Genomic DNA, 24,372 nt, shown 5'->3' on the forward strand with positions numbered 1-24,372 from the left:
GTATATTTTATTGAAGTGTTTTGGGATCATACTCGCTATGACCGCCAACTTGTTTGCTGATATCCACGACCCAACCGGTAATATGATCCAGTTGAGCCATTTTATCTGTTGCTTGATAGCATTCGACGTCATAATAAATCGGGGCGTTCACGGCAGTTAGATTGCTTGTTTTTTTGCCGTGTTTCTCCAGATATTGCTTACTTTCGCGCATACTATCTTTAGTGACGAATTCGAAGGAATAGGTAACCGGTTCGCCGAAAAAACTCTGAAAGCGACTAACTGACGATCGAGGAATCACATCCTCTCTTTTGAACCCATTCCGAGCCAAAATATTGAGTGAGTCTTCGTATGCCCGGTGAGGATCATAGAAGTGTTGTTTGACAAGGGTGACGCCCATAAACAGAAGTAGCATCATAAGGAAAACGATGAGCCCAGTGAAAATTTTGTGGTGTTTCGCAAATTTCTGCATGATGACCACTAATACTTTCCAACCAGATACGGGGCGTAATTAGATTCAAAAGTATTGATGATTGCTCCAGGGGCAATGAAGGTCACACCCACAGACCAAGAGCCAATAACGTTGGCGGAACCAGTCCCGTACCAAAACGATTGCCAAACCATCTTAGAACAATAGTTGGGATTTGTCGTAAGTGTTCCTGACGTTATACGATAATCAATGTAACGATTTTTCGTATAGCCGTGGTTACTATTCCAAAATGTCGAATCGGCATAGTTTGCTGCCTTTTCGCCAGTGCCATTGCGCGGGCGCCAGAGTTGAATCCACGAAGCAATGTGTTCAGGTGAGTAAGCCCCCTGTTCTCCAGCCTTTCCCGTCCCAAAAATCCACTTATGCTTGCTAAATTGATGATTATTGTTAGGAATACCAGTAAGTGTCCAGTTGACAATATCCCCGCCACCCGACATCTCTAAAATATAATTGTCGGATGTGGCAATTGCGGCATGACCGAAACCACCACCTTCAACGATCAGTATATCGCCCTTTTGAATTGCTCTTTCCAAAGCGTTTCCGTTGTCGGTTTGTGAGCGTAATTCAATGTTCGGATTAATTTTTGGCGTGTTGGGAAGGACATTCGAGCCATCGGGCATTGCGCCATAATTAATCGATTGTGCGAACCAATCATTAAAACTGTGATTGGAGGAAATATCCGAAAATTGGTGCATGAAGAGTGACAATGCTTGATTATAGTTATAGTAAAAGGTTTCAAGGGAATACGTGCCTGCGTTAATCTTGCCGGCACTGATTCCCTGCTGATAGAGAGATTTTACTTGAGAATCATACGTTTCACCGGTGGCAGCATTAACTCGAACGGGTTGACAAAACAGGGTGAGAGAAGCAACGAGTAACATAAAACGCAGCATTTTTTTGATCATGATTAATCCCCCCGGAATTCTGTTTCCTTTCGATAAAAGATGATCTCCTCCGCGGTTGTGAAATGTATTACAAGGTAATTGTATACCCACTTCTGTTTACTGTCGATTGATTGCGCTTGCCCTTGTAGGCGAGACAAAACTGTTATATTGACAGTAGCGGGCGCAGTAAAGAATCCGATTCCCTAGGACTTGGATAAAAAGTTGGCGACGGCCTAACTGATTTCAATCCAGCAAGCCAGGCTCTCAGCGCTAAAATTTTCAAACGCTGGGAGCCTGTTTGCGTACAAAAATTAGTCATTGAAGAGGATTGGGATATTCTTCGTCATGAACGCTATTAGCTTTGCTGAGGTACAATACCCAGCCCGTAATATGCTCCGACTGCGCCATCTTATCGGTGGCCTTGTAATAGAAGACATGGTAATAAACGCGCGCATTTTCGGCAGTTAGGCTGGTTGTTTTTCGTTCGTGCTTTCTCAGATACTGTTTACTTTCGTGCATGCTATCTTTCGTGACGAACTCGAAAGAATAAATCACCGGTTCGCCGAAGAAACTCTGATCGCGATGGACAGATGAGAGGGGGGTGATATCACTTTTTTTAAACCCATGGCGGGCCAAAATAGTGAGAGAATCCTCGTACGCTCGGTGGGTATCGTAGAGTTGATGCTTGGCGAGGGTGGCACCTGAGTAAAGTAACAGTAAAACCAAAAACAGAAAGGATAACGCAAAGACTTTATGTTTCTTGAAGAAGGTTTTCACCACAGCCACCTCGTCTCTATTTAGCTCGGAGCAAAATAACGGAACATCAACTGTGATTTTATACACAATCATTATAAGACGGTTAACAATACGCGTCTATTTAAACGCCCCGGTGACTCGTGCTTTTGACCAACTGCCAACAACTTATGGCTAAGATATGTCTAATGAATATAACCTGCCGCCTTTAGCGGATCAGGCTGTCTGGAATCAATATACCGTGGATCAACATGGATCGTCACACCTTCGGCTAATTTTCCGTGAATCTTGAGTGCAGTCAGGCGACAATCCCGCCAAGTAAGATCCAAGATGACCCCCGTCCTGGTACGCACTCCAAAAAGATGACCGGTGGTCCACGCCTTGGGCAGTGCCGGTAATAACGAAATTGTCGTCGCATTGCTCTGCACGATCATCTCAGCAATCGCGTTGCTGAAACCTAGATTGCCGTCAATCTGGAACGGTGGGTGGCTATTTAACAAATTATCCTGCGTCGATTGAGTAAACATTCGATTCACCGCTTGCCAGGCGGCTTCACCGTCTCCCAACCGGGCGAATAGATTGATCATCCACGCCAAACTCCAACCAGTTTGACCGCTGCCATGTTGTAAGCGATACGTCAGTAATTGATGAGCTGCTCGTTTCAATGCAGGTGTGGTGAACTCGTCTCCTGGAAAAAGGCCATACAAGGGTGAAAAGTGACGGTGCCCTGGATCGACCTCTGGATAATCATGGACGTATTCTTGAATCCGCCCGCTAGCAGCAATGGTGGTCGGTCGAAGTTGGGCTATGGTGTCGCGCCAACGAGGGATTTGGTCTGTATCTTGATTCAAGAGCAATGTAATGTGGATCAAGGCGCCATAAAATTCGCGTAGCAGGCTATTGTCGATAGTCGTGCTGTAACTCAAACTGGCGATGTAGTGGTCATCGGCTAAGTAATAGTTTTCCGGTGACATACTTGGCGCCACACCAAGATAGCCATCGGGATCTTTTGTGAGAAAGGCGTCGAAAAACTGATCCAGTTCTTTAAATGCAGGAAAAATGCGAGCCAATAAGTGTGCGTCATGATTGAATTGATAATGTCGCCACAACTCATTGGCTAACCACACGCCGCCCATGGGCCACTGCGACGCGCTCATTGTCGTAGACTGGGGTGCACCATCGCCATAAATATCCAGATTATGATGGATAACGCTGCCTGGCATACTGTACATCGCGTTTGCGGTATCCCGACCGTGTGTAACAGCCGTCAAAAAGAGATCCACCAACGGTTCTGTAAGTTCATCCAAATTGAGTGGCCCGGTTAACCAATAGTTCATTTCGGTATTGATGTTGACTGTATACCGGCTGCCCCACCGCGGAATGAGGTCCTTGTTCCAAATTCCTTGTAAATTGGCCGCACTGGTTCTGGGACCACTGCTGGCAATGATTAAGTATTTTCCATAGTCGAACAGAAGGGTGATTAGTCCTGGATCGGTTTCGATACCATTTTTTAATCGGGTTATTCGCTCAGCTGTGGGTAATTGCGCCAACATCGGATCATCTGTCAGTTGAAAATCAGTGCGCTGAAACAGTCGCTGATAGGCGCTAATGTTTCGTTCCCGGATATCAGCATAAGTGATGGCCGTTAGTGGTTCGTTTTTCGTAAAACTGAATGAAAAGTCATCGTCATCGGTCACCACATCACCAGTGACGCGAAACCAGCATTGGCGGGCACCCAAGATAGTAATGGTATTTCCCCAAACTGTGAGCGTACCGTCCTCGGTATAAAGGGACAATTTAATCGCAAAACGGCGACTATGCCGGCCGGCAGCATGACCAGCGAGCAGAATGGTATATGGGTCTAATTGGCAGACAGACTCATACCGTTCTTCCTGGCGTGTCAAAACGAAATCGAGGTCTAAGACACTTTGGGTGGCCACATAGTGACCATACAAGGTATGGTCGGCTAACCCGGTAAAGGCCTCAAAATGGTACCCGTCGGAGCGACCAGAATAGTCTTCACTGTAAATGGCCCTGGTTAAATCCAATTCACGGCGATAAGCCGTTGATTGGGAAAAAGAATCACCGGAGCGATCCCTAATCTTTAATAAACCCAACGGCTCATAGTTGGCTGGATTCGCCGGGGTCGAAAACATCGTCGTAGCGGCCAATTGCTCCGCTTCGATAATCTTGTCAGCGAACAATAGCTCCTGTACTTTGGAAAAATGTGCTTTGGCGGCGGCGTTCACGCGATGACATCGAGAAGCACTGAATAAGCGATCGTCGTTCAACACAATTTCATTCTCAAGAGTATTCCCCGAAATCATTGCACCTAACCGGCCACTCCCCAATGGATAATAACTTTCCCAATTTTCCGCAGGTGTGCGACTCCAAATGGGCATGATAGTCTTCCTTTCATGGTATGTAACTCAGCGGTAAGCAATCGACTGCCGCTTGATTAACTTTGTCGGGATCACGAGCAAATCTTTATGATCCGGCTGACCCACTGAAAGGTAACTTCTCACCACCTCGTGCGCCCAAGCCTGCTTGTCCACATTAATGGAAGTCAGTTTCGGCGTAAGGTGCTTAGAAAAGAAGCTGTTGTCGACCCCAATCACACTAATATCTTTGCCAATCGTTAAATTGAGCTCTGACGCTGCTTGGTAAATACCCAGCGCCATGCCATCGTTAAAACAAACAAAGGCGTCGTAAAGCTTGTTGGTCAACAACTGGCGGCCAACCTGATAGGCCGTCTCTGTATCAAAATTCCCGTTGTACACCCGAATTGAAAAGTCGTCTCGACCATAAAATTGACGATAATATTTTTCGGCACTATGGTACCGCTCGATGTTGTTTGTCGAAGTCAACGCACCCTGCACGAAGCAAACACGTTGATGCTTGCTCTGATACATTTCACTGAGGGCTTGTTTCATTGCTTGGTCGTTGTTCATTTGCACAACACTTGCCTGAGCAAGCTCAGGAAGAGGAGACAGAACAACCAGTTTATTGTTGATCAGGTGATTGATTTCACTAAGCTCATCACGTTCGATGGAATGGTTAATGATGATCCCACCATCAAAAATATTGGTTTGAATCACATCGGGCAATTTTCCCTGCATGGTGAGCAGCTGGTAGCCATGGCGTTCAAATTCATCCTCAATATCGGCGAGAATCGTCCCGTTAAAAACGCTCGAAAGCGCATTGGTGAGGGCGAAAACAAGCTTGGAATGTTGAGTTCTTAAACTTTGGGCGCGCATATCTGGCGTGTAGTTCAACTGTTTAGCAATACTCAAGACTTTTGTACGAGTTTGGGGACTAACGATGTCGCGGCCATTCATGACATAGGAAACTGTCGCGACAGACACATCCGCAATACGGGCAATTTCTTTTAAAGTGACGCGTTCTCTGGACATTGGGCTCCCTCTTTTCAAGTGGTCATTGGCTTAGCCTAATTATACAGCACGTTGTTCTAAAATTGGTATTTAAACGATTAAAATTATTTTCGCAAAACATGTTTACTTTTGATCAAGCACGTTGTATCCTTTAAATTGTAAGCGCTTATTAATTTACTCGTAAATTTAAACGATTAAATTTACGGAATCGGATCAGCCAATCTGCGAGGTGAAAAGTAATGGTGTTTTTGACCGTCATGTTACTGATTGGGACAGTGTTTATCTTACCCACAGTATTGAAACCGCAGGGCGGGGTAAAGCGACTGCTTGATGTGGCAACGGCAGGGGAGATGTTGATTCTTAGCCAGGTATTGCCAGTCAACGACATGTTGCGCAGCGCCGTGCTGGTCGCGGCCATGCTTTATGCCGTGGTACCAATTATCACGTATTTGCAGCAAAAGAAAAATCTGAAAGGGGGAACACGGCATGCAACAGGCGGTGGACCGATCAGAAAAGGTTAAAAAGGGGAAGGTAAAGGCGGTTCGGAAACGTCGCAGCAAATTGAATAAGAATCATTATGGGTATTATTTCATCGCACCATTCTTCATCGTTTTTCTAATTTTTGGATTGTACCCGATTCTTTACACGCTGTACTTGAGTTTCACCCAATATGATGGGTTTGCCGATCCAACATTTATCGGCACCGCCAATTATCTCCGGGTATTCCAAGATCCACAGTTTTACGCAGCACTGCAAAACACCATCGTCATGTGGGTGATGGGGGTTATTCCGCAGTTTGTGTTTGCCTTCTTGTTGTCAGCGGTATTTTCTTATAACCGCATCAAGGGAAAAGGCATTTTACGGGCACTGTATTATTTACCGCGATTAGTGACCGCCGTGTCCATTTCGGCATTGTTCAACCAGTTTCTCAGCTACCCATCCGGACTCATTAACCAGGTATTGATGCAGTTTGGCTGGGTCAAGGAGCCGATTAACTTCCTGTCGAACCCATTGTTCACGCAAGGATCAGTCGGCTTGATCCACTGGTGGATGTTCTACGGGAACACGATGATTTTGGTGATGGCCGGTATGACCGCCATTTCCTCCAGCCTGTACGAAGCGGCTCGGATCGATGGCGCCAACTCATGGCACATTTTCTGGAAAATCACCATGCCGTTGCTCAAACCCATCACGTTATATGTGTTCTTAAATTCCCTGATTGGCGGGCTGCAAAGCTTTGATGTGCAACAGATCTTAACCGGCGGTCAAGGTGCGCCCCAAGGTAAATTGATGACCGTCGTGATGTACCTCTACAACACGGCCTTCCAGTACAACAACTACGGCTACTCAGCGGCCATTGCGTATTACCTGTTTGCGTTTATTGCATTGGCATCATCCGTGGTCTTCATTAGTCGTCTTCGGGGAAAGGGGCATCGAGCATGAGAGCATCAGATATTGCTGGAACACAGCGGCGGGCGATACATTCACGCCGGATTGGCATGTACGCATGTTTGATCTTGTTGGCGGTAATCAGTTTTATGCCATTCTACATGATGATTGTGAATGCCACCCGCAGTACTGCGGATATTGTGTCCGGGTTCTCGCTGTTGCCGGGCGGGAACTTAGCTCAAAACTTTAAAGAAATGCAGTCCCGCGTGGATGTTTTGAATGCATTTCGGAATAGCTTCATCATCGCCGCGTCCACAACGGTACTCAGCTGCTATTTCTCAGCGCTAACCGCCTATGGCTTTGTGGCCTATGATTTCCGGTTCAAAAACGGATTATTCACACTGCTGCTGGTAACCATGATGATTCCGGGTCAATTAAGCATTATTGGTTTCTACAAAATGGTCAAAGGGATGAATATGCTGAATTCGTACTGGCCATTGATTCTACCATCAATTGCGACAGCCGCGACGGTTTTCTTTATCAAACAATACGCAGAAGGCGCTATTTCTAGGAGTGCGATTGAGTCAGCTCGAATTGATGGCGCCGGAGAATTCAAAATTTTTAACCGGATCGGGCTGCCGGTCCTTTCACCAGCCATTTTCACAATGGGAATCACCGGCTTCATCGCCAGTTGGAACAACTATATGATGCCCTTGATCCTGTTGTCTGACCCAAAGAAATTCACTTTACCGCTGATTATTCGGATGCTCAACGCCGATTCGCAGGATCGTTCAGTCGGTGGCATGTACTTGGCAATCGCAGTATCGATTGTCCCGATTATGATCGTGTTCTTTATCTTCTCTCGTTACATCATTGACGGCGTCAACGCCGGCGGTGACAAAGGTTAAAACACACATTGAGGAGTGTAAAAAAATCATGAAAAAGAATTTCTGGAAACATCTAATGATTATTGGTGCCGCAGTGCTTGGCACAGTTGCTTTAACTGCCTGTGGGAACGGCAGTAAAAACAATGCCAGTGGCGGCAGTTCGACTAGCGTGGCCATCAAGGACGAAGACAAGGGACCGATTACGATCTGGACCACTTCGAATACGATGAAGCTTAATGCGGAAAAATGGGCAAAAGGAGCGTCCAAAAAGGTTAAAGTCGTCATTGTCCCATATGCTGATTTTGATACGAAATTGAAGCAGCAGGTCAATGATCCATCAACCGCCCCAGACGTATTTATTGTTTCCCGGGATTTCGTCAAGGATTGGGAAACACGGTCGAGTGTCATCTTGGATTTGTCGAAATCATTCAAGAAAGACGCAGCGACATACAAGAAGAACGCCTTCTCTGACATCTATGCCCGCAGCTTGAACGAAAAAGGCGACTTGGTCACAGTTACCGCAGAGTATCCGGTGGGGATGATGTTTTATAACCGGACAATTGCCAAGGACATTCTTGGATCAGACGATCCAGATAAGGTCACAGAAGCCATGAGTTCCGTGTCTAAATGGCAAGATGTCAACAAGAAACTCCAGGATAAATACGGCAGCAAGACTAAGTTATTTGGGACATCCGCCGATACGTTAAACATGCTGTCGCAGCAACGTACCGCCCCCTATGTGAAAGATAAGACATTCACAGTCGACAAATCCATTTCAACACTATTTGATCGGGCCAACATGCTCTATAAGGATAAAATGTTCACTTCCATCGATGATGCAGAGGCGTTTCAGGCTGGCTTCAACAACAACGCGTTCTTTGTCGAATTCCTACCCACATGGGGCTTTTCTTCCAAAGTGGCGCCACAGTTGAAGGATAAAGCCGGTGCTGGTAAATGGGGCGTCGCGCAGCCGACCATGAGTTATGCCCGGGGCGGCAGCTTCTACTTCATCACCCAAAGTTCTAAGCACAAGAAGAGCGCCTGGGATTATATCAAAGCACAGACGATTGATACCAAAAACTTGTATGAAACCCAAAAGAGCATCGTCGGTTACCCATCCAGTAAAGTTGCCGCCAAGCAATTAGTGGACAGTGACTATGAAGAACCGTTGTTGGATAACCAAAAGGTGTTCTCGATGTACAGCAAGCAAGCCGCTGTTCAGGAGAAAGAAAGCAAAGATACAGTCACAAAATATGATGGCGCCATTCTGGGCTTTATTGGTGACCTGATCAAGGACTACGGTGCCGGCAACGTGACCAAAGATGCTGCCTTGCAAAAGCTGGGTCAGCAAGTCAAATCGGCCTATCCAGATTTGACTGTGAAATATAACTACAAGTAAAGACTAAGGATGATAACTATGGCGAACGAGGTGTTGGCATTAGACCAATCAACGGAATGGGCAAATACAGTGCTGACCAAGATCGATCAAAAAATGCAGGCGGTCAATCAGCGCAATTGGGACAAAATCCCCTACATCGTCGACCATGGACAGTATGTGGACATGGCCCAAAAAAGTATCTATTGGTGGACCAATGGGTTTTTCGCCGGCAGTTTGTGGCAACTGCAGCAGGCTACGGGCAATGAAACATACGCCCAAAACGCCCAAAAAATTGAAGCACATTTGAAGCGGGCTTTGAGTGGTTTTACCGGATTGCATCACGACGTCGGTTTTATGTATCTGCACACTGCTGTGGCCGATTATCGATTGACGCAAAGAAAGGAGTCGCGCATATCGGGGCTGCATGCCGCCAATTTATTGGCCGGACGGTTCAATGTGAACGGACAGTTTATCCGTTCTTGGAATACGCCCGAGAGTATGGGTTGGGCTATTGTGGATAGTTTGATGAATCTGCCTTTACTATATTGGGCCACGAATGAAACTGGCGATCCCCGGTTTCAAGAAATCGCCATACGTCATGCGGATCGGTTGCTGGAATGTCTGGTGCGAGCAGATGGATCAGTTGGCCATATTGCGGCCTTTGATCCCGCAACAGGGGCCTTCCAAGGCATTGTCGCAGGCCAGGGCTTCGATGAAAAATCTGCCTGGGCGCGAGGCCAAGCTTGGGCGCTTTACGGCTATGCACTCAGCTATCGCCATACGCAACAGGAGCGCTATCTTACTGCCGCTAAAAATATTGCAGCGTTCGTGATACCCAAGCTGCAAGAAGAGGACTATCTCTCCTTAGTGGATTACCGGGCACCTTATCCAAATGGCAAGAAGTACGATGCCAGTGCAGGTGTGTGTATTGCCTGTGGTTTGTTGGAATTAGCCAATTGGGTGACCACCGCCAAAGCTGAGGCCTATCAAAATGCAGCGGTCAGAATTTTGCAGGCCACGGTTGATCAGTGGTGCGATTGGGATACCCAGGCAGACGGTATCGTCCGCATGAGTTCGCAGTCCTATCACCAGCAAGCAGAAACCCACGTGAAGTTGGTTTACGCAGACTACTTCTTTATTGAAGGCATTCTACGTCTTTTAGGCAAAGACTTTATGATTTGGTAGAAAGGTGAAATGAGTGGAAAAAATCAATATTGTGGATCGAGCCAGCCTACGTCAGTATTTTGACAGCCTGCTCACACCCACCGAGAAATATCGGCAAGCGGGCAATGGTCGCCTCAATCTGGGCAGCAGCGCCACCCACTACACGCAAGACCAAGCCCAAATTGAAGGGTTTTTACGGGAACTTTGGGCGGTGGGACCGATGTATGGCAACGGCGATTTATCCGATGCCGATTTCCAATATTATCGGCAAGCTATTTTGAATGGTGTTGACCCGCAACATCCTTATTATTGGGGCGTCGTACGGGATTACGATCAGCTGATCGTGGAGATGGCGTCGCTAGCGGTCACGTTGATTGAAACTAAAGCAAAATTCTGGGATACCCTCACGCCAGATCAACAGCACAATGTGTTCAACTGGCTAAATCAAGTCAACAGCATCGGTGTGTGGCCCAATAATTGGCGGTTTTTCCGAATCTTGGTGAATGTGGCGTTTACCAAGTTAGGATTAAGCGCAAGTCAAGAGAAGCTGCAGGATGATTTAGCGCTAATTGAATCAAAGTCGTTAGCGGAAGGTTGGTACTTTGATGGTTCACCGACCCAAATGGATTACTATATTCCCTGGGCGATGCACTACTATGGATTGTTGTATGCCCATTATATGCAACAGGAAGACCCTAAACGCAGTGCCTTATTTGTTGCTCGGGCCAAGTCATTTGCCCAAAGCTTTCAATATTGGTTTGATACCAACGGGGCGGCGGTGCCGTTCGGACGCAGCTTAACTTATCGGTTTGCCCAAGCCGCGTTTTGGTCCGCCTGTGTGTTTACCGGTGTTGAAGTCTTGCCTTGGGGTGAATTGAAGACACTGGTTTTTAACCACCTGAATTATTGGCAAACACTGCCAATTACTAAGCCAGATGGTGTTTTGAGTATTGGTTACGGCTATGAAAATCTTTACATGTCGGAGCATTACAACAGTCCTGGTTCGCCATATTGGAGCTTCAAGACGTTCATCGTCTTGGCAGTACCACAAGACCATCCATTTTGGACGGCAAAAGCAACTCAGCCCACCCGAGCAGAGCAAATTCGAATTACGCCCGCCAAAATGCTGATCACCAATCAACAGGGAACGAACGTCTGCTTGTATCCCAGCGAACAGCTGGCTGCTCAAGCCCATGGCGATGAAAAGTACAGCAAGTTTGTGTATTCTTCACGATTTGGCTTCAGTGTGAGCACTGGGAAGCACGGCTTGGAAGACGGTGCATTTGATAATGTGTTGGCTGTGGCCGAAGTGGATAGTGATCTATTCGTCCATAAGCCGCTTGATCTGGCAGGCAAAGTGACCGATGAGTGGGTGCAGCATACTTGGTCCCCGCTGCCGGCCGTGGCCATTGTCAGTACAGTGGTCCCGTTAGGCGAGTGGCATGTGCGAATTCATCAAGTCACCAATCAACGGCCCCTCCAGGTCGCAGATGGCGGGTTTAGTAATCTGCTGCATGATAGCCATCCAGATGACCATCCCGCAGTGAATTATGCAGGCGGTCTCGGCTTCACGTCGGCCATTGGGACAACCGTCACGACCAATTTACTGGGCTTTGAGCAAGTGACCAGAGTTTTCCCCAGTCCGAATTCCAATCTAGTTTATCCCAACACCATTATTTTGACGGCGGTGGGGACTTTGACATCGGGTACTCATGTACTGATCAGTGCACATTATGGTGGTGATAAAATCCCGGTTGTTTCACCGAGTGTTGATTATCGGGATGAAGAAGTCGTTGTTAAATTTGCAAATCGGAGTATCAGAGTTGATCTGCGCAAAGATGAGTTGACGCTATCTCTGCGGTGATGAAGCGATGATGTATCGCGGGTGAAAAGGCCTGGTTGAATTCAATGTGCGAAACGACGTACATCGAATTAGCCAGGCTTTTTCTTTAAAGATTCGCCAGCCATGAAATTGAGCGGACTTGATCTAATTTACCAGCAGGTAATTTAATGCCACGTTACACAGGCTCCGCTTCAGCATAAGTGGATAGTACAAGGCCAATAAACTCGATCACACGATTCTGATAGGCATGTCGTCAAAACAAAAAGGCCCATAGTTACGCTGATTAAACGCGACTATGAGCTTATTAACCAATCTCCCGCCCCCCGATCCACTAATCAGCAAGCATTACTGGACGAGTCAATTGCCAGTCAACTGGATCAACGGAAGCACTTTGGAAAATGTGGTTCATGATTAAGGAGGCCGCGCCAATGACGCCAGCATCTTCCCCGAGTTTAGACACCTGGATTTGAGGAATGTCGCCTACGGAAAAGTGGTTCTCCTGAACGATTGGCACAATCTTTTCTAGCAAGTAATCCTTTGAATTGGTCATGCCGCCTAACAACACAATTCTTTGAGGATCAAGGAGATTAGTGATGTTCGTAATGGCAATGCCCAAGTATTGCAGCGCATTACTGACTACTTGAATGGCCACTGGATCGCCAGCAATTGCCGCATCAAATACTTTTTTACCCGTGAGGGGTGTTTGAGTTTTCAAAATAGTCTCTTCACCACGGTCAACAGCCGTTTTCGCATCGCGGATAATCGCACTGATAGAAGAAACGGCCTCAACACACCCATGATTCCCGCATGCACATAATGGGCCGTTGGGTTTAATCAATGTATGTCCCATTTCCGTGTAGCCATTATTGGCGCCTTCATAAAGCTCAGAGTGGGTGATTAATGCCGAGCCAATTCCGAAGCCTAAGCTGATACAAAAGATGTCTGTTGCACCGTCATCGTTGTCAAAGTTTTGTTCCGCTAAAGCCATGCACTTGGTGATGTTGTGTATCTCGATTGGCAGGTCAATGGAACGCATCAATTCAGTTCTGATTTCTGACGTGGCATACTTCATATTTGGTGAATATATTAATTGCCCAGTAGCTCGATTGACAATGCCAGGCGCACCAATACCGATTCCGACCACAATAATACCCCGACTGGCGCAATCGGCAATGATTTGGTGAATGCGAGTATCTAAAATGTTCATCAGTGTGCGATCGGTTGTGGGTGTTGGAATGATCTCTTTGTAAACGACTTGTCCCTTTAAATTCATGACGGCGAAGCGGAGATTGGTGGTACCCATATCTACACCCAAGACAAAATATTGCGTGCCATCAAAACTAACTAGTTGGGCGGGCTTACCTCCCGTTGACTCTGCACGCCCATCTTCCTTAACTAACTTTAGTAACTCTAGCCCGCGGACAATGTTACTGATTGCGGGCACTGTCAGCCCGGTTTCTTGAGCAAGATTGGTGCGGGTGGTAGTTTGATGGATGCGAATTAGATTTAAGACACGTGTTTGATTTGAAGATGAAGTTTGATGATTCAAGGCGACACTCCCCTTATTTTTTAAAATGGATGAAAGGTTTCTAAAAATGTTTTCGTATTCTAGTTGACAGGATAAATGATAGCGCGTACAATCCACTTTGTAAAGTGAATTAATTAAGTGATGTACAATGCTTAGGAGGGACAAGTATTGGTCAAGAAAAAGCTTGGAATTGTTTTGGCTAGTCACGGTCCATTTGCACAAGGAGCACTTCAGTCGGCACAACTAATTTTTGGTCATGTCGATGCTGATCGGGTATTCGCCATTACGCTTAACGCAGGCGATAATGTGGGGCAGTTTGCAGACAAGTTGGCAGCGGCTGTAAAGCAGTTGCTGCAGGAAAATGAAAGGGTCGTCATATTGACGGATATGTTAGGCGGATCGCCCAACAATTCTGCAATGGCACTGCTTCTAAACAATGCACAGGTGGATGTGATTGCGGGCTTCAACATGGGAACGGTAATTGAATTACTTTCGAGAATGGACACTGATGTGGACATCAATGAGCTGGTGAAACAAGGCCAGCAGGCATTATTGAACGTTCGAGAGAAAGTAGAGGAATCGAATAAGGAGGATGACGACGAATGGCTGTAGCATTTGCAAGAATTGATGACCGGTTACTACACGGTCAAGTCGTGACGACTTGGATTAGCCGATACAGTATTGAACAGGTAATTATTGTCAGTGACAATGTGGCTCAAGACACCACCCGCCAATCCATTTTGAAAATTTCTGGACCAGCAGGGTTACGCCTCGTTTTCTTTGATACGGACAAGTTCATCAAAGTATACAACAAGACGGAGATCAAGCGTACGACCATGCTTTTGTTCACCAATCCGGAAGAGGTATTGCGGTGTATTAATGGTGGTGTCAAGATTCCATTCTTGAATGTCGGGAATATGAGTAAGAAGGACGACAACGAGAAGATTACTGTGGGGGTCGCTGTGACCGAAGAAGATCGACAGGCATTTAAGGCAATCTTAGATACCGGAGTCGAGGTAATGATTCAACAAGTACCAGCAGACAAGAAAGAAAACATGGCTGATTTTGTAAAGTAAGGGGATGTTGAGATGTTAATCAAAGCATTATTAATTACTTTAGTGGCGATCATTGCGACAGTGGATTACAATGGGCCGCTGTTCATGCTGCATCGCCCATTAGTGACAGGCTTCATGGTTGGTGTAGTGCTGGGAAATATCACACAGGGCTTGATGATTGGGGCCACGCTGGAGCTGATGTGGCTAGGCGTGACCGGAATTGGCGGTTATACGCCACCGGACACAATCTCTGGCGCAATTGTCGGAACTGCCTTTGGTATTCTGGCGGGGCAAGGGACGACAGCGGCTATTGCGATTGCCGTGCCGGTTTCTGTCGTTACCCAACAACTTGATGTATTGGCCAAAACTGCGGATATCTATTTTGTAAAGAAAGCAGATCGAGACGCGGAGAATGGCGATATGAGTCATATTGGCTTGTGGCAATATTCATCGTTGGCAGTCATTGTATTATTCAAGATCGTACCGATTTTCATTGCCGTGTTAGTTGGCGGCAACTACGTTAAGTCACTATTCGCACTCATTCCACCAGTTATTATGAAAGGCTTGACAGTTGCTGGCGGCATCTTGCCGGCAATTGGGTTCGCAATGCTGTTGAATATGATGCTGAAAAAGAACATGTGGGTTTACTTGTTGGTCGGTTTCACTTGCGTGGCATTCGGCAAGATGTCGACGATTGGGGTGACCATGGTGGGGATCATTGTGGCTTACTTTGGCTCTCAAATTATGGCTAATCACAATAGCAGTCATGGTGGCGGGCAAACGGTAGCTGCTGCACCCGCACCGCATGCTGCCGGTAATACCGAACAGAAGTCGAATGATTCCGATGATGAGGAGGATTATGACCTATGAATGAAGTAAAAGGCAGTGTGAATACACCACAAAAGGCGAACAAAGCATTGGATAAGCGTGACCTCAATAAAATGTTTGGTCGGGCGCTGATGTATGGCGGCTCATGGAACTATGAGCGGATGCAGAACTTGGGATTCTTGTATATGATGATTCCGGCATTGAAAAAGATCTACAAGAAAGATGACAAAGCCGAAGTATCGCAAGCGATGAAGCGTCACCTAGAGTTCTTCAACACCAACCAAACAGCAGCACCATTCATCGCGGGTGTGACTGCAGCTATGGAAGAGAAGCAGAAGAATAAAGGTGCAGAAGCAATTAGCGGTTTGAAAGTTGGTTTGATGGGTCCCTTAGCTGGGCTGGGTGACAGTTTGATCTGGCTAACCTTGGTCCCTATTTGCTTTAGCCTGGGTGCATCGTATGCCAAAAACGGCAGCGTATTAGGTGTTATCATCGCCTTGTTCCTGGTTAACGTCATTAATATTTCACTGAAGTATTTCGGCCTTCGGTTCGGTTATAATGCAGGATCTGATTTCATTAGGCAGGCTCAGCAAGAGGGACAAATGGAACGGATCACCAATATGGCTGTTGGTCTGGGGCTCGTGCTGGTAGGCGGATTAGCTGCGCAAATGGTCACTGTGAACTTTGCTTTGACATTTACGCAAGGAAAGCTAACGGTATCACTGCAAAAAGTCTTAGACGGCATAATTCCGGCGATGGTGCCAATGGCTGTCACCCTGTGGATGACGAAACTGTTACGCAAAGGGCGCAATCCGGTTGTTTTGATCTTTGCGACAATGATTGTTTCCATACTCTTAGTGTGGGCCGGTATCCTGAAGTAATACGATAGGAGGGGCCGTTGTGCAGTTGTATTATAAGGTTCCAGCACATAGTTGGAACGAAGCGTTGCCGATTGGCAATGGACATTTAGCGGGAATGGTTTACGGAGATCCGCTTGACGATACGGTCGAGCTAAACGATGAAACCATTTGGTATCGTGGGGCAGTTGATCGTAATAATCCGGATTCTGTTGGCCATCTCCAAGAGATTCGCCGCTTGATCGCTTTGGGCAAGGTTAAAGAAGCGGAGTCGCTCGAAGCATTGTCGATGTACGCTGTACCGAGGGATCAAAGCCATTACGAAGTGCTTGGGGAACTCTTTATTCACCAAAACGGTTTTTCTAGTGATGAAGTCATGCGCTATTCCCGCCGGTTGGATTTGAACGACGCGACAGCCACCGTTCAATTTGAAGCTCAAGACACAACATACACGCGTCAATATATCACCAGTTTTAATCGGAATATGATGATTATCCGTTTTACTACGTCGAATACGGGCGCGCTCTCCTTGAATTTCTCGCTTGGTCGAAAAAAGCGATTTAGTGACGGCATTACCAAGTTTCAAAACAATGGAATCATTATGACTGGTAATGCCGGCGGGGACCACGGTGTCCGTTTTCATGTCGGACTCCGTGTCTTGCAAACTGATGGCGAGGTTTCTGTGATTGGCGAAACGATCACAGTGCGACGTGCCACTCATCTGGATATAGGGCTGGTCACTTCGACCAATTACCGTCAGCCAGGTGGAGAAATGCTAATTGCTGGTGCCTTAACGGCGTTAGATGATATGGCTGTTGATCAGGAAGTGCAGCATTCAGTTGAAAGATACCAGCGTCAGTACAACCGAGTCGGGCTGCAAATAACAGAGGATTCGGATTCTGAACAAACAACGACAGAACGTTTGGCGGCAGTGCAACAGGGACACCAAGATAATTATCTGCTCAATTTGCTGTGGAACTATGGGCGTTACTTGTTGATCTCCGCTAGCCAACCTGGTGGGTTACCAGCGAATTTACAAGGCATTTGGTGTGACGATCTGAATCCGATTTGGGGCTCTAAATACACCATCAATATCAACACTGAAATGAACTACTGGATGGTTGGGCCATGCGATCTGCCCGAAACAGAATTGCCGTTGTTTGATATGCTGGAGCATATGCGTCAGCCTGGGCGAGTGACGGCAAAGACGATGTATGGTGCACGCGGATTTACAGCGCATCATCATACAGACGGCTTCTTCGATACCGCACCTCAGTCGCATACAATCGGTGCATCCGTTTGGCCACTCACAATACCGTGGCTGCTAACCCATATCTGGGAGTACTATCAATACTTTGGTGATCTGAACCTTGTCAAACAACATTACGCCATGTTTAAAGAGGCGGCTTTATTCTTTGAAGATTACCTCTTCGAACACAATGGGTATCTGATGACTGGACCCTCAGCATCGCCGGAGAATCGCTATCGGTTGCCAGACGGACAAGAAGCTAATGTGACATTTTCACCAACGATTGACAACCAAATATTGCGCTTCTTCTTCGAGTGTTGTATCGATTTTGCAAATCTGGTCCATGATGATAGTGACTTTGTGGCCAAAATCCGGGTAATGAAAAACAAATTGCCACCCACTAAGGTTGGAAAACATGGACAAATACAGGAATGGATTGCTGATTATGACGAAGTAGAAGTTGGACACCGTCATATTTCACCGCTGTTTGGGTTGCATCCCGGGCATGAGATTGATGTGGATAAAACACCCGAATTAGCGAAGGCAGCTGCGGTGACAATTCAGCGTCGGCTTTCGAATGGGCATTATTTAGATGCTAGCACACGGGACAAAGCAATCTCAGATTGGACATCCAGCGGATTATCTGCGAATACTCGAACTGGTTGGAGCTTAGCGTGGCTTGTCCATTTTTATGCGCGGTTGCGTCAAGGAAATAATGCTTATGGCGAGATACAGGGACTGATGGCACACTCGATTCTCCCCAATTTGTTTTGTGATCATCCACCTTTTCAAATTGACGGAAATTATGGTGTGGTGAGTGGTATCTGCGAGATGCTATTACAGAGTCAAAACGATCAAATACTGATTTTGCCGGCATTGCCGAAAGAAATCCCGAATGGCTCTTTCACTGGCTTTCGAGTACGTGGTGGTCAAAAGGTTTCTGTCTCGTGGTCCAATGGCTTTGTGCGAAAAGTGACGATACACGGGAAACCGCATGAATCCGTGCAAATTCGTATACTTGGTGAACGGCTTGAGCAGGGTATTGAGAAGAACGTTGATTTAACGTTAGACAGCAAAGGAGTTTCAGAATTGTCGTTTTAGTATAACCACAATGAAAGTTTCAATGTTTATGATGTTACATGAAGAATCCAAAGTACTTTACGCTGATTGGTGGGAAGGCTTTGGATTCTTTGTGTTCGATAATAGTCTATCCGATAGCAATGGGTGACGCATGAACGGTAATGGCTAAAAAAGCCGTCACCCAGCAAAGGATGACGACACTGTTTTGTCCCACTTCCGGGAAGTTTAATTGTTGAATTTTGAATTCAAAAACACCGCTTCCAGTGATACGCTGAAAGTATAACGATACTTAGGGAGGCCATACGCAGATGGTACAGGGGAGAAAAGCTTTTCGTACCCATCATTGGCTGATGGGTGGATTGTTATTACTGGGAACATTTTTGTCACTGCTAGTCACGGCGCCAGTACACGCGGCCGTGAAGGGAACAAATACGTTTAGTCCGATCGCGAAGACTTTGCCGCTGCCGGTGAAGAATACGGTTCAGGTCCGGGCAGATGCACCAATTTCAGAGTGGATGCCGGATGTGAATCTGCAAAAGATCGTCCTGTATAATTACCAACAAGACGTTGATCAGAACATGACGCTTGATCAATTGACGCAAGCGGATATGGCAAAAATGACGCGGCTTGTTTCGGCGGATTATCAAAACGTAAGTAAGGCCAATTGGCAGAGCTTATTGGCGATAAAATCGTTAGAAGGGCTGCAATATGGTACAAATCTCACCGAAATCAGTTTGCAGTCTGATACGGATGCCAACCTTAATTGGGGAAATACACTCTATGCATTTGGGAACATTTCAGATATCTCACCATTGAAAGGGCTGTCCAAATTAAAATGGGTTGATTTTGCTGAGCAGAAAATCACTGATGTTTCGCCATTGGCCAATTTGACCAACTTAACCCACGTCGGTCTTGGATACAATCAAATTGCAGACATTTCACCATTGGCTTTTATGGCAAATATACCATCTACGATTGTGAGCACGTTGGGGACTGCCTTTCAGTCTATCCGGAGGCCAACAATTACCGTTAATCCGGCAGTTACAGAAATTGTGACGCCGACTTACAATATCAAAAATTTAAAAAATACCAGTGTTGCAGTCCAACCGTTTAAGTCCAGCGATGCGTCAATCCCGGACAATGACCGGACCACTTTTATGCGTTACTCGTCTACAGCCGATGGTACGAATGTTAATTCAACGACGATTCAGTGGACGAACCTATCGAAAAATGGATTGGGATATTTAACGGCTTACTGGAACGCACCGACTTATGCTCTAGAGGATGAATACGCGGGTGTTGTTATTACGCCTTATGTCCTCGACGACACCATCGGCAACATCTTCGTTAACTACGAAACCGCCGACGGCACGCCGCTCCACGACCCGACGATCCTCGCCGAAAAACTGGGCACCGACTACGACCTAACCACGAACACAACGGTCAAAGAAATCGTCGATGGCATCAAGGCGCAGGGCTACGACGTGAAAGTCACCGGTAACGAAAAGGGCACCTACACCAAGGAAGGTACCACGGTCACTTACACGTTCACCAAAGCACCGGCTAAAGTGAAAGTCCCCGTCCACTACCTTGATGCCGATAAAAAGACCATTGCCGGTCAAACAGACGGCGAGCTCAGTGGTGTACCCACCGACAAACTCTCCGCTGCCGACTGGGCCACAGCCCAACGCACAATTGATGGCTATACGTATTCCCACGCGGAAGTGGATGGCAAGACCATCGATCCAACCACGCTGACTTACGCCGGCCTTTCTACCGGCTTGAACATGATCTACACGAAGAATGCGCCGGTGGAAAAGAACGGGACAGTAATCGCTAAGTATGTGGATGAAAATGGCCATGACCTGAGCAAGGCGGTTACTCAAACGGGCAAAGTCGGCGACCCCTACGCGACGGCGCAGCTGGCAATCGACGGATACACATTCAAGCAAATGGCTACGGGCAGTGCGCCGGTCAAGGGCCAATACATTGACGGCACACTCACTGTAACGTATGTGTACGCACCCAATACTCCCGCGGAGCAATACGGCACGGTCATCACGCGCTTCGTCGATAGCACTGGCACCGTCATTCGCGATCAAGTATCGACGACTGGGAAAGTGGGCACTAGTTACACCACCAGTCCGGTGACCGTGAGTGGTTATACTTATCTGCGCGTGGCCAGTGGCAGTGCGCAGCCGAGTGGCCAATATATCCATGGGACACTGATGGTGACTTATGTGTACCAAAAGAATACCCCGCCAGTGACCCAATACGGGACAGTGATTGCGCAATACGTGGATGATCAAGGCAACACCATCCGCACCGCGATTACGACTAGTGGCCTGGTCGGCACCAACTACACCACCGGCCAACTGACGATTCCTGGCTATACCTTCAAACAAATCGCCAGCGGCAGTGCGGCCACCAGCGGTCTCTACGTCAACGGTACATTGACCGTGACCTATGTGTACACCAAGGACACTGCACCGATTCCCGAAACGAGCAAGGTGATTGCGCGGTATGTGGATGAGAATGGCACCGCGATCCATGATGAGATCGTGACCACCGGTAAAGTCGGCGATCCGTACAGCACCGACCAGCTGCTGATCAAGGGTTACACCTATCAGCAACTTGCGGCTGGCAGCGCGCCAATTTATGGACTGTATACAAAAGATACCCAGATCGTTACCTATGTGTACAGCAAGATCGACACGGGCGGTGAAACGCCAGGCACCGGCGATGACGGCGACAAGACGCCAGGGACCGGTGGCGAAAGCGGCGATAAACAACCGACGACGCCGACCAAGCCAGGTCAAGGCGGCGGTACTACTGGTGGTACGACCAGTCCAGTAGAAACACCGACTGGGAATAGCGAAGTTGCCAGAAAGGGTCAATTACCGCAGACCGACGAGGATGAAGGATTGACCTCAATGCTGCTGACGATGCTGGGCGTCGTATTGCTCGGTGTGGCAGCTGTGTCGTATCGGAAACTAAGAGATTAAAAACTGTTCGGCAATGAATAAAAATGTCCGTCGTTTTCTGCATTTCCTAGCAGAAACGACGGACATTTTTACGCCCAAAAACTGAATCCACCGTTCTTGTCTAGCAAAGAATGGCCTTTATTTATCACCCAAGATCCCCTCCAACCAGCCAATCACCTCGTCATAAACCTCATGATTCGCCACGGTCGGCATCCGGTCAAAATCATGCTGATCAGCATTAATCGACACCAGGGTCGCCCGTGGATGCCGTGCTTTTTCCTGAATGGCGATACCAAAAGGTACATCCGGATCATGAAGAGCGTGGCAAATATACATCGGCGGCAGTGCTCCGAACTGAACAGGCCGCTGCATCGCTGGTGTGGCGTCAATATACCCCTGCCACTGGCCCTTTTGCCGCACGGTCAGATAAACAGGGAATCTTTCCGTCAAACTGCCCGTGTATTGCGGTTTTTCCTGCGGTGCGGGCAGCGTCACGCTGGCAAATTGCTGGTAGTAGGCGTCAGGTTGCACCAGCTTGGGCGAGAAAATATCGAAGAAGCCGTAGAAATTGATAAACGCTTTGGGCTGAATCGGCAAATCCTGCGCCATCAATAATTGATAGGCCAAATAGGCGCCAGCGGAACGGCCAAAGAGAATGATCCTGCTTGTGCCAGTCAGCCGCAGACAATTTGCACAAAACCAGTCGTACGCAGTCTGGACACTCTGAATGATCGTTGGCAAAGACACTTCCGGCGCCAGCGGGTAATCAATACTCAGGACGTTGTAATCAGCTGCGGTGAACTGGTCGATGTAGGCAGCGGGCAGGTCGTTTTTGTCACCGTAAATAAAGCCGCCACCGTGGATGTAAAAAATGGTACCGCGATTGTGACCACCCCGGGCCGTATAAAGCTCGGCGTGTTGGTCATCCGTAATTGTCAGCAAAACCGTCATCTCCAAACTATGGGATTAAATGAGTTTCAATAAATTGATACCGATCATCAGATTGGCCAGCGTATCCGTGTTGCGCAAATCAATATGGTACTTCTTAGTCATCTTTTTCAGCCGATAACTCATCGTTTTGGGGTGAATATACAAATTATCGGCACTATCGGTCACGTTATACAGGTGTGCAATAAACGCGTGGAGGGTGTCCACCAAATCGGGTTCCGCCCGGTGCATGGCCAGCAACTCAGTGGGAATCACCGCTTCCAGGTCCTGCGTATTCAGGTGATTCAGCAGCAGTTGATAAATACCCAGGTCGTTTTTGGTCACCACAAAAAATGGCTTATCGGCGTAAATAATGCTGGCGAGCAATAGCACGCTGAGACAGTCCTCGGAGGTTTCTTTGAACTGGGCAAAAGGAATCTTTGGACTAAGCACCACATGGGGCTGGTACTGCCGGTGCTTTTCCGCAGTGACTTGCTGCGCCATGGTCAGCAGTTGGGCCTGCACCGCGTCGATGGCCATATCGGCTTGAATGATAAACAGCAGTCGGTTGGGCCAGATCCGATACAGGCAATGGGGAAAGCGGGATTGGGTGTTTAGGATCAGATGGCGGGTGAACACCGGATTCTTTTCAAAAAAGGTGCCATCTGCCGTGCTGTCGATGCCGGCCTCGCAATACACTAAGAAAAACTCCCGCGTCGGGTCAAAGCCATGTTCACTTAAGATTGCGGGGAAGTTGGCCGTGGTCTCGTGGGTTTCGTTAATGACTGAGTCAATGGCGTCGTTGAATTGTGTCCGTTTCACGTTTTCCAGATTGGTCTGGATGGTTTGCTGGAGGCTGATGAAGTTGACAGCGGTGTCGACGGCAATATAGTCACTGTCGGATAACGGCTGGCTTGATTCGGCAATACATAAGAACTGGGGCGCCGTCCCGGGAACATTTAATTTGGTCAACACTTCCGAGTGCTGCGTCGAAGCGCGCGTGAAGGCATGGTGAAAATAGCTGCGACTGTGCAATTTGTTGGCAGGATGGGGCGTCACCGTTTCGTGGCTAATCGTCCCGTCTGGTTGGTCAGTGCGGTCGGCCCAGCGAATCCCACCGACAATGGTGACGGGGTTGCCTAGGATTGTACTGAGCAATTGCAGCAGCGCCCGGGTGTTCGGCGACTCCGCCATCAAGGCCACGTACTGCTGATTGATTTCCCGATAGTACCGCAACTGTCGATTGGTTTCGGTGAACAACAGCTCCATCACCTGCAACATGATGTCCCGATAGCGAATATGGTTGTCGATCAAAATCAAAGGCAGGCCGATCGCCATACTGACTTTCTTAATCGCCGGCGGAATGTGCTGCAAATAGCGGCCCAACTTCACGATCACCGCGGCACATTGCAGTTCGCCCAGCCGCCGGAACAATGAAACAAATGTGGATTCTGTTTCTTCTGTGTAGCCCACCAGACTGGTCAAAATAATTTCATCCGGCTCGACCCATTTTTCCACATCATGACCCTCCATGATCATAATATCGGCCACTGGCCGGGTGATCAGATCGGGGGTGCTCACCACTTGGGCATTTCGGAGCACACTGAGTTGAAGCACATCAGATAGTGTGACTTTCATTGGAAAACACTCCTTGTTAGTTATATTGTAATCCTTTTCACAACAGGTT

Annotated in this window: 19 protein-coding genes and 1 pseudogene; 12 read left to right on the forward strand and 8 right to left on the reverse strand. The window is 47.5% G+C overall.

Features of this window, described 5'->3' with window-relative positions:
* Positions 1-7 precede the first annotated feature (7 nt).
* From FD09_RS00210 to FD09_RS00230, 5 genes are all read right to left on the reverse strand, one after another.
* A complete protein-coding gene (locus FD09_RS00210; protein ID WP_057817076.1) occupies positions 8-478 on the reverse strand; it encodes a hypothetical protein in 471 nt (156 codons plus the stop codon).
* Positions 478-1,392 (reverse strand): hypothetical protein, encoded by a 915-nt coding sequence (locus tag FD09_RS00215; RefSeq protein ID WP_201782842.1) that lies wholly within the window; start codon positions 1,390-1,392, stop codon positions 478-480. The genes FD09_RS00210 and FD09_RS00215 overlap by 1 nt, the downstream gene beginning before the upstream one ends.
* A gap of 294 nt (positions 1,393-1,686) precedes the next feature.
* Positions 1,687-2,220 (reverse strand): hypothetical protein, encoded by a 534-nt coding sequence (locus tag FD09_RS00220; protein ID WP_157053630.1) that lies wholly within the window; start codon positions 2,218-2,220, stop codon positions 1,687-1,689.
* Between the two features lie 89 nt (positions 2,221-2,309).
* Positions 2,310-4,526 carry a glycosyl hydrolase family 95 catalytic domain-containing protein gene (locus tag FD09_RS00225; protein ID WP_057817080.1) on the reverse strand — a complete coding sequence of 739 codons (2,217 nt, stop codon included), beginning with the start codon at positions 4,524-4,526 and terminating at the stop codon, positions 2,310-2,312.
* Between the two features lie 27 nt (positions 4,527-4,553).
* Positions 4,554-5,537: a LacI family DNA-binding transcriptional regulator gene (locus FD09_RS00230; RefSeq protein ID WP_057817082.1), complete on the reverse strand. Its 984-nt coding sequence runs from the start codon at positions 5,535-5,537 to the stop codon at positions 4,554-4,556.
* Positions 5,538-5,764: 227 nt separating this feature from the next.
* On the opposite strand from FD09_RS00230, the gene FD09_RS00235 reads away from it, so the two are divergent.
* The 6 genes from FD09_RS00235 to FD09_RS00260 are packed head-to-tail and all read left to right on the forward strand — an operon-like array spanning position 5,765 to position 12,198.
* Positions 5,765-6,037 (forward strand): hypothetical protein, encoded by a 273-nt coding sequence (locus tag FD09_RS00235; protein WP_235812174.1) that lies wholly within the window; start codon positions 5,765-5,767, stop codon positions 6,035-6,037.
* Positions 6,003-6,959, forward strand: coding sequence for a carbohydrate ABC transporter permease (locus tag FD09_RS00240; RefSeq protein ID WP_057817086.1), 957 nt, complete (start codon positions 6,003-6,005; stop codon positions 6,957-6,959). Before FD09_RS00235 ends, FD09_RS00240 begins: the two co-directional genes overlap by 35 nt.
* Entirely contained in the window at positions 6,956-7,813 is an 858-nt protein-coding gene (locus tag FD09_RS00245) for a carbohydrate ABC transporter permease (protein ID WP_057817088.1), read from the forward strand. The genes FD09_RS00240 and FD09_RS00245 overlap by 4 nt, the downstream gene beginning before the upstream one ends.
* A gap of 28 nt (positions 7,814-7,841) precedes the next feature.
* On the forward strand, positions 7,842-9,191 hold the full coding sequence (locus FD09_RS00250; protein ID WP_057817090.1) for an ABC transporter substrate-binding protein: 1,350 nt from the start codon (positions 7,842-7,844) through the stop codon (positions 9,189-9,191).
* A gap of 18 nt (positions 9,192-9,209) precedes the next feature.
* Positions 9,210-10,355 carry a glycoside hydrolase family 88 protein gene (locus tag FD09_RS00255; protein WP_057817091.1) on the forward strand — a complete coding sequence of 382 codons (1,146 nt, stop codon included), beginning with the start codon at positions 9,210-9,212 and terminating at the stop codon, positions 10,353-10,355.
* Positions 10,356-10,368: 13 nt separating this feature from the next.
* Positions 10,369-12,198 (forward strand): DUF2264 domain-containing protein, encoded by a 1,830-nt coding sequence (locus FD09_RS00260; protein ID WP_057817093.1) that lies wholly within the window; start codon positions 10,369-10,371, stop codon positions 12,196-12,198.
* Between the two features lie 310 nt (positions 12,199-12,508).
* On the opposite strand, the gene FD09_RS00265 is transcribed toward FD09_RS00260, so the two are convergent.
* Positions 12,509-13,726: an ROK family transcriptional regulator gene (locus tag FD09_RS00265; RefSeq protein ID WP_057817095.1), complete on the reverse strand. Its 1,218-nt coding sequence runs from the start codon at positions 13,724-13,726 to the stop codon at positions 12,509-12,511.
* A 147-nt stretch (positions 13,727-13,873) separates the two neighbouring features.
* Between FD09_RS00265 and FD09_RS00270 the strand changes: the two genes are divergently transcribed.
* From FD09_RS00270 to FD09_RS00295, 6 genes and pseudogenes are all read left to right on the forward strand, one after another.
* Positions 13,874-14,317, forward strand: a complete 444-nt coding sequence (locus tag FD09_RS00270) for a PTS sugar transporter subunit IIA (RefSeq protein WP_057817097.1) — start codon at positions 13,874-13,876, stop codon at positions 14,315-14,317.
* Positions 14,308-14,781: a PTS sugar transporter subunit IIB gene (locus FD09_RS00275; RefSeq protein ID WP_057817099.1), complete on the forward strand. Its 474-nt coding sequence runs from the start codon at positions 14,308-14,310 to the stop codon at positions 14,779-14,781. Before FD09_RS00270 ends, FD09_RS00275 begins: the two co-directional genes overlap by 10 nt.
* Before the next feature lie 12 nt (positions 14,782-14,793).
* A pseudogene (locus FD09_RS00280) lies at positions 14,794-15,504 on the forward strand (PTS mannose/fructose/sorbose/N-acetylgalactosamine transporter subunit IIC); the annotation flags it as partial.
* Between the two features lie 122 nt (positions 15,505-15,626).
* Entirely contained in the window at positions 15,627-16,469 is an 843-nt protein-coding gene (locus tag FD09_RS00285; RefSeq protein WP_057817103.1) for a PTS system mannose/fructose/sorbose family transporter subunit IID, read from the forward strand.
* Positions 16,470-16,488: 19 nt separating this feature from the next.
* Positions 16,489-18,795, forward strand: coding sequence for a glycoside hydrolase family 95 protein (locus tag FD09_RS00290; RefSeq protein WP_057817105.1), 2,307 nt, complete (start codon positions 16,489-16,491; stop codon positions 18,793-18,795).
* A gap of 287 nt (positions 18,796-19,082) precedes the next feature.
* Positions 19,083-21,779, forward strand: a complete 2,697-nt coding sequence (locus FD09_RS00295) for a MucBP domain-containing protein (RefSeq protein ID WP_057817107.1) — start codon at positions 19,083-19,085, stop codon at positions 21,777-21,779.
* A 117-nt stretch (positions 21,780-21,896) separates the two neighbouring features.
* On the opposite strand, the gene FD09_RS00300 is transcribed toward FD09_RS00295, so the two are convergent.
* Positions 21,897-22,700 (reverse strand): alpha/beta hydrolase, encoded by an 804-nt coding sequence (locus tag FD09_RS00300; RefSeq protein ID WP_057817109.1) that lies wholly within the window; start codon positions 22,698-22,700, stop codon positions 21,897-21,899.
* Between the two features lie 24 nt (positions 22,701-22,724).
* Positions 22,725-24,323 carry a PucR family transcriptional regulator gene (locus FD09_RS00305; protein WP_057817111.1) on the reverse strand — a complete coding sequence of 533 codons (1,599 nt, stop codon included), beginning with the start codon at positions 24,321-24,323 and terminating at the stop codon, positions 22,725-22,727.
* Positions 24,324-24,372 lie beyond the last annotated feature (49 nt).

The organism is Schleiferilactobacillus perolens DSM 12744, assembly GCF_001435585.1.
Lineage (GTDB): Bacteria > Bacillota > Bacilli > Lactobacillales > Lactobacillaceae > Schleiferilactobacillus > Schleiferilactobacillus perolens.

Coding starts and splice junctions, on each gene's coding strand:
- FD09_RS00215 (WP_201782842.1), bottom strand. CDS start 1,392: ATGATCAAAAAAATGCTGCGTTTTATGTTACTCGTTGCTTCTCTCACC.
- FD09_RS00305 (WP_057817111.1), bottom strand. CDS start 24,323: ATGAAAGTCACACTATCTGATGTGCTTCAACTCAGTGTGCTCCGAAAT.
- FD09_RS00275 (WP_057817099.1), top strand. CDS start 14,308: ATGGCTGTAGCATTTGCAAGAATTGATGACCGGTTACTACACGGTCAA.
- FD09_RS00250 (WP_057817090.1), top strand. CDS start 7,842: ATGAAAAAGAATTTCTGGAAACATCTAATGATTATTGGTGCCGCAGTG.
- FD09_RS00225 (WP_057817080.1), bottom strand. CDS start 4,526: ATGCCCATTTGGAGTCGCACACCTGCGGAAAATTGGGAAAGTTATTAT.
- FD09_RS00255 (WP_057817091.1), top strand. CDS start 9,210: ATGGCGAACGAGGTGTTGGCATTAGACCAATCAACGGAATGGGCAAAT.
- FD09_RS00245 (WP_057817088.1), top strand. CDS start 6,956: ATGAGAGCATCAGATATTGCTGGAACACAGCGGCGGGCGATACATTCA.
- FD09_RS00230 (WP_057817082.1), bottom strand. CDS start 5,537: ATGTCCAGAGAACGCGTCACTTTAAAAGAAATTGCCCGTATTGCGGAT.
- FD09_RS00285 (WP_057817103.1), top strand. CDS start 15,627: ATGAATGAAGTAAAAGGCAGTGTGAATACACCACAAAAGGCGAACAAA.
- FD09_RS00220 (WP_157053630.1), bottom strand. CDS start 2,220: ATGATTGTGTATAAAATCACAGTTGATGTTCCGTTATTTTGCTCCGAG.
- FD09_RS00295 (WP_057817107.1), top strand. CDS start 19,083: ATGGTACAGGGGAGAAAAGCTTTTCGTACCCATCATTGGCTGATGGGT.
- FD09_RS00240 (WP_057817086.1), top strand. CDS start 6,003: ATGCAACAGGCGGTGGACCGATCAGAAAAGGTTAAAAAGGGGAAGGTA.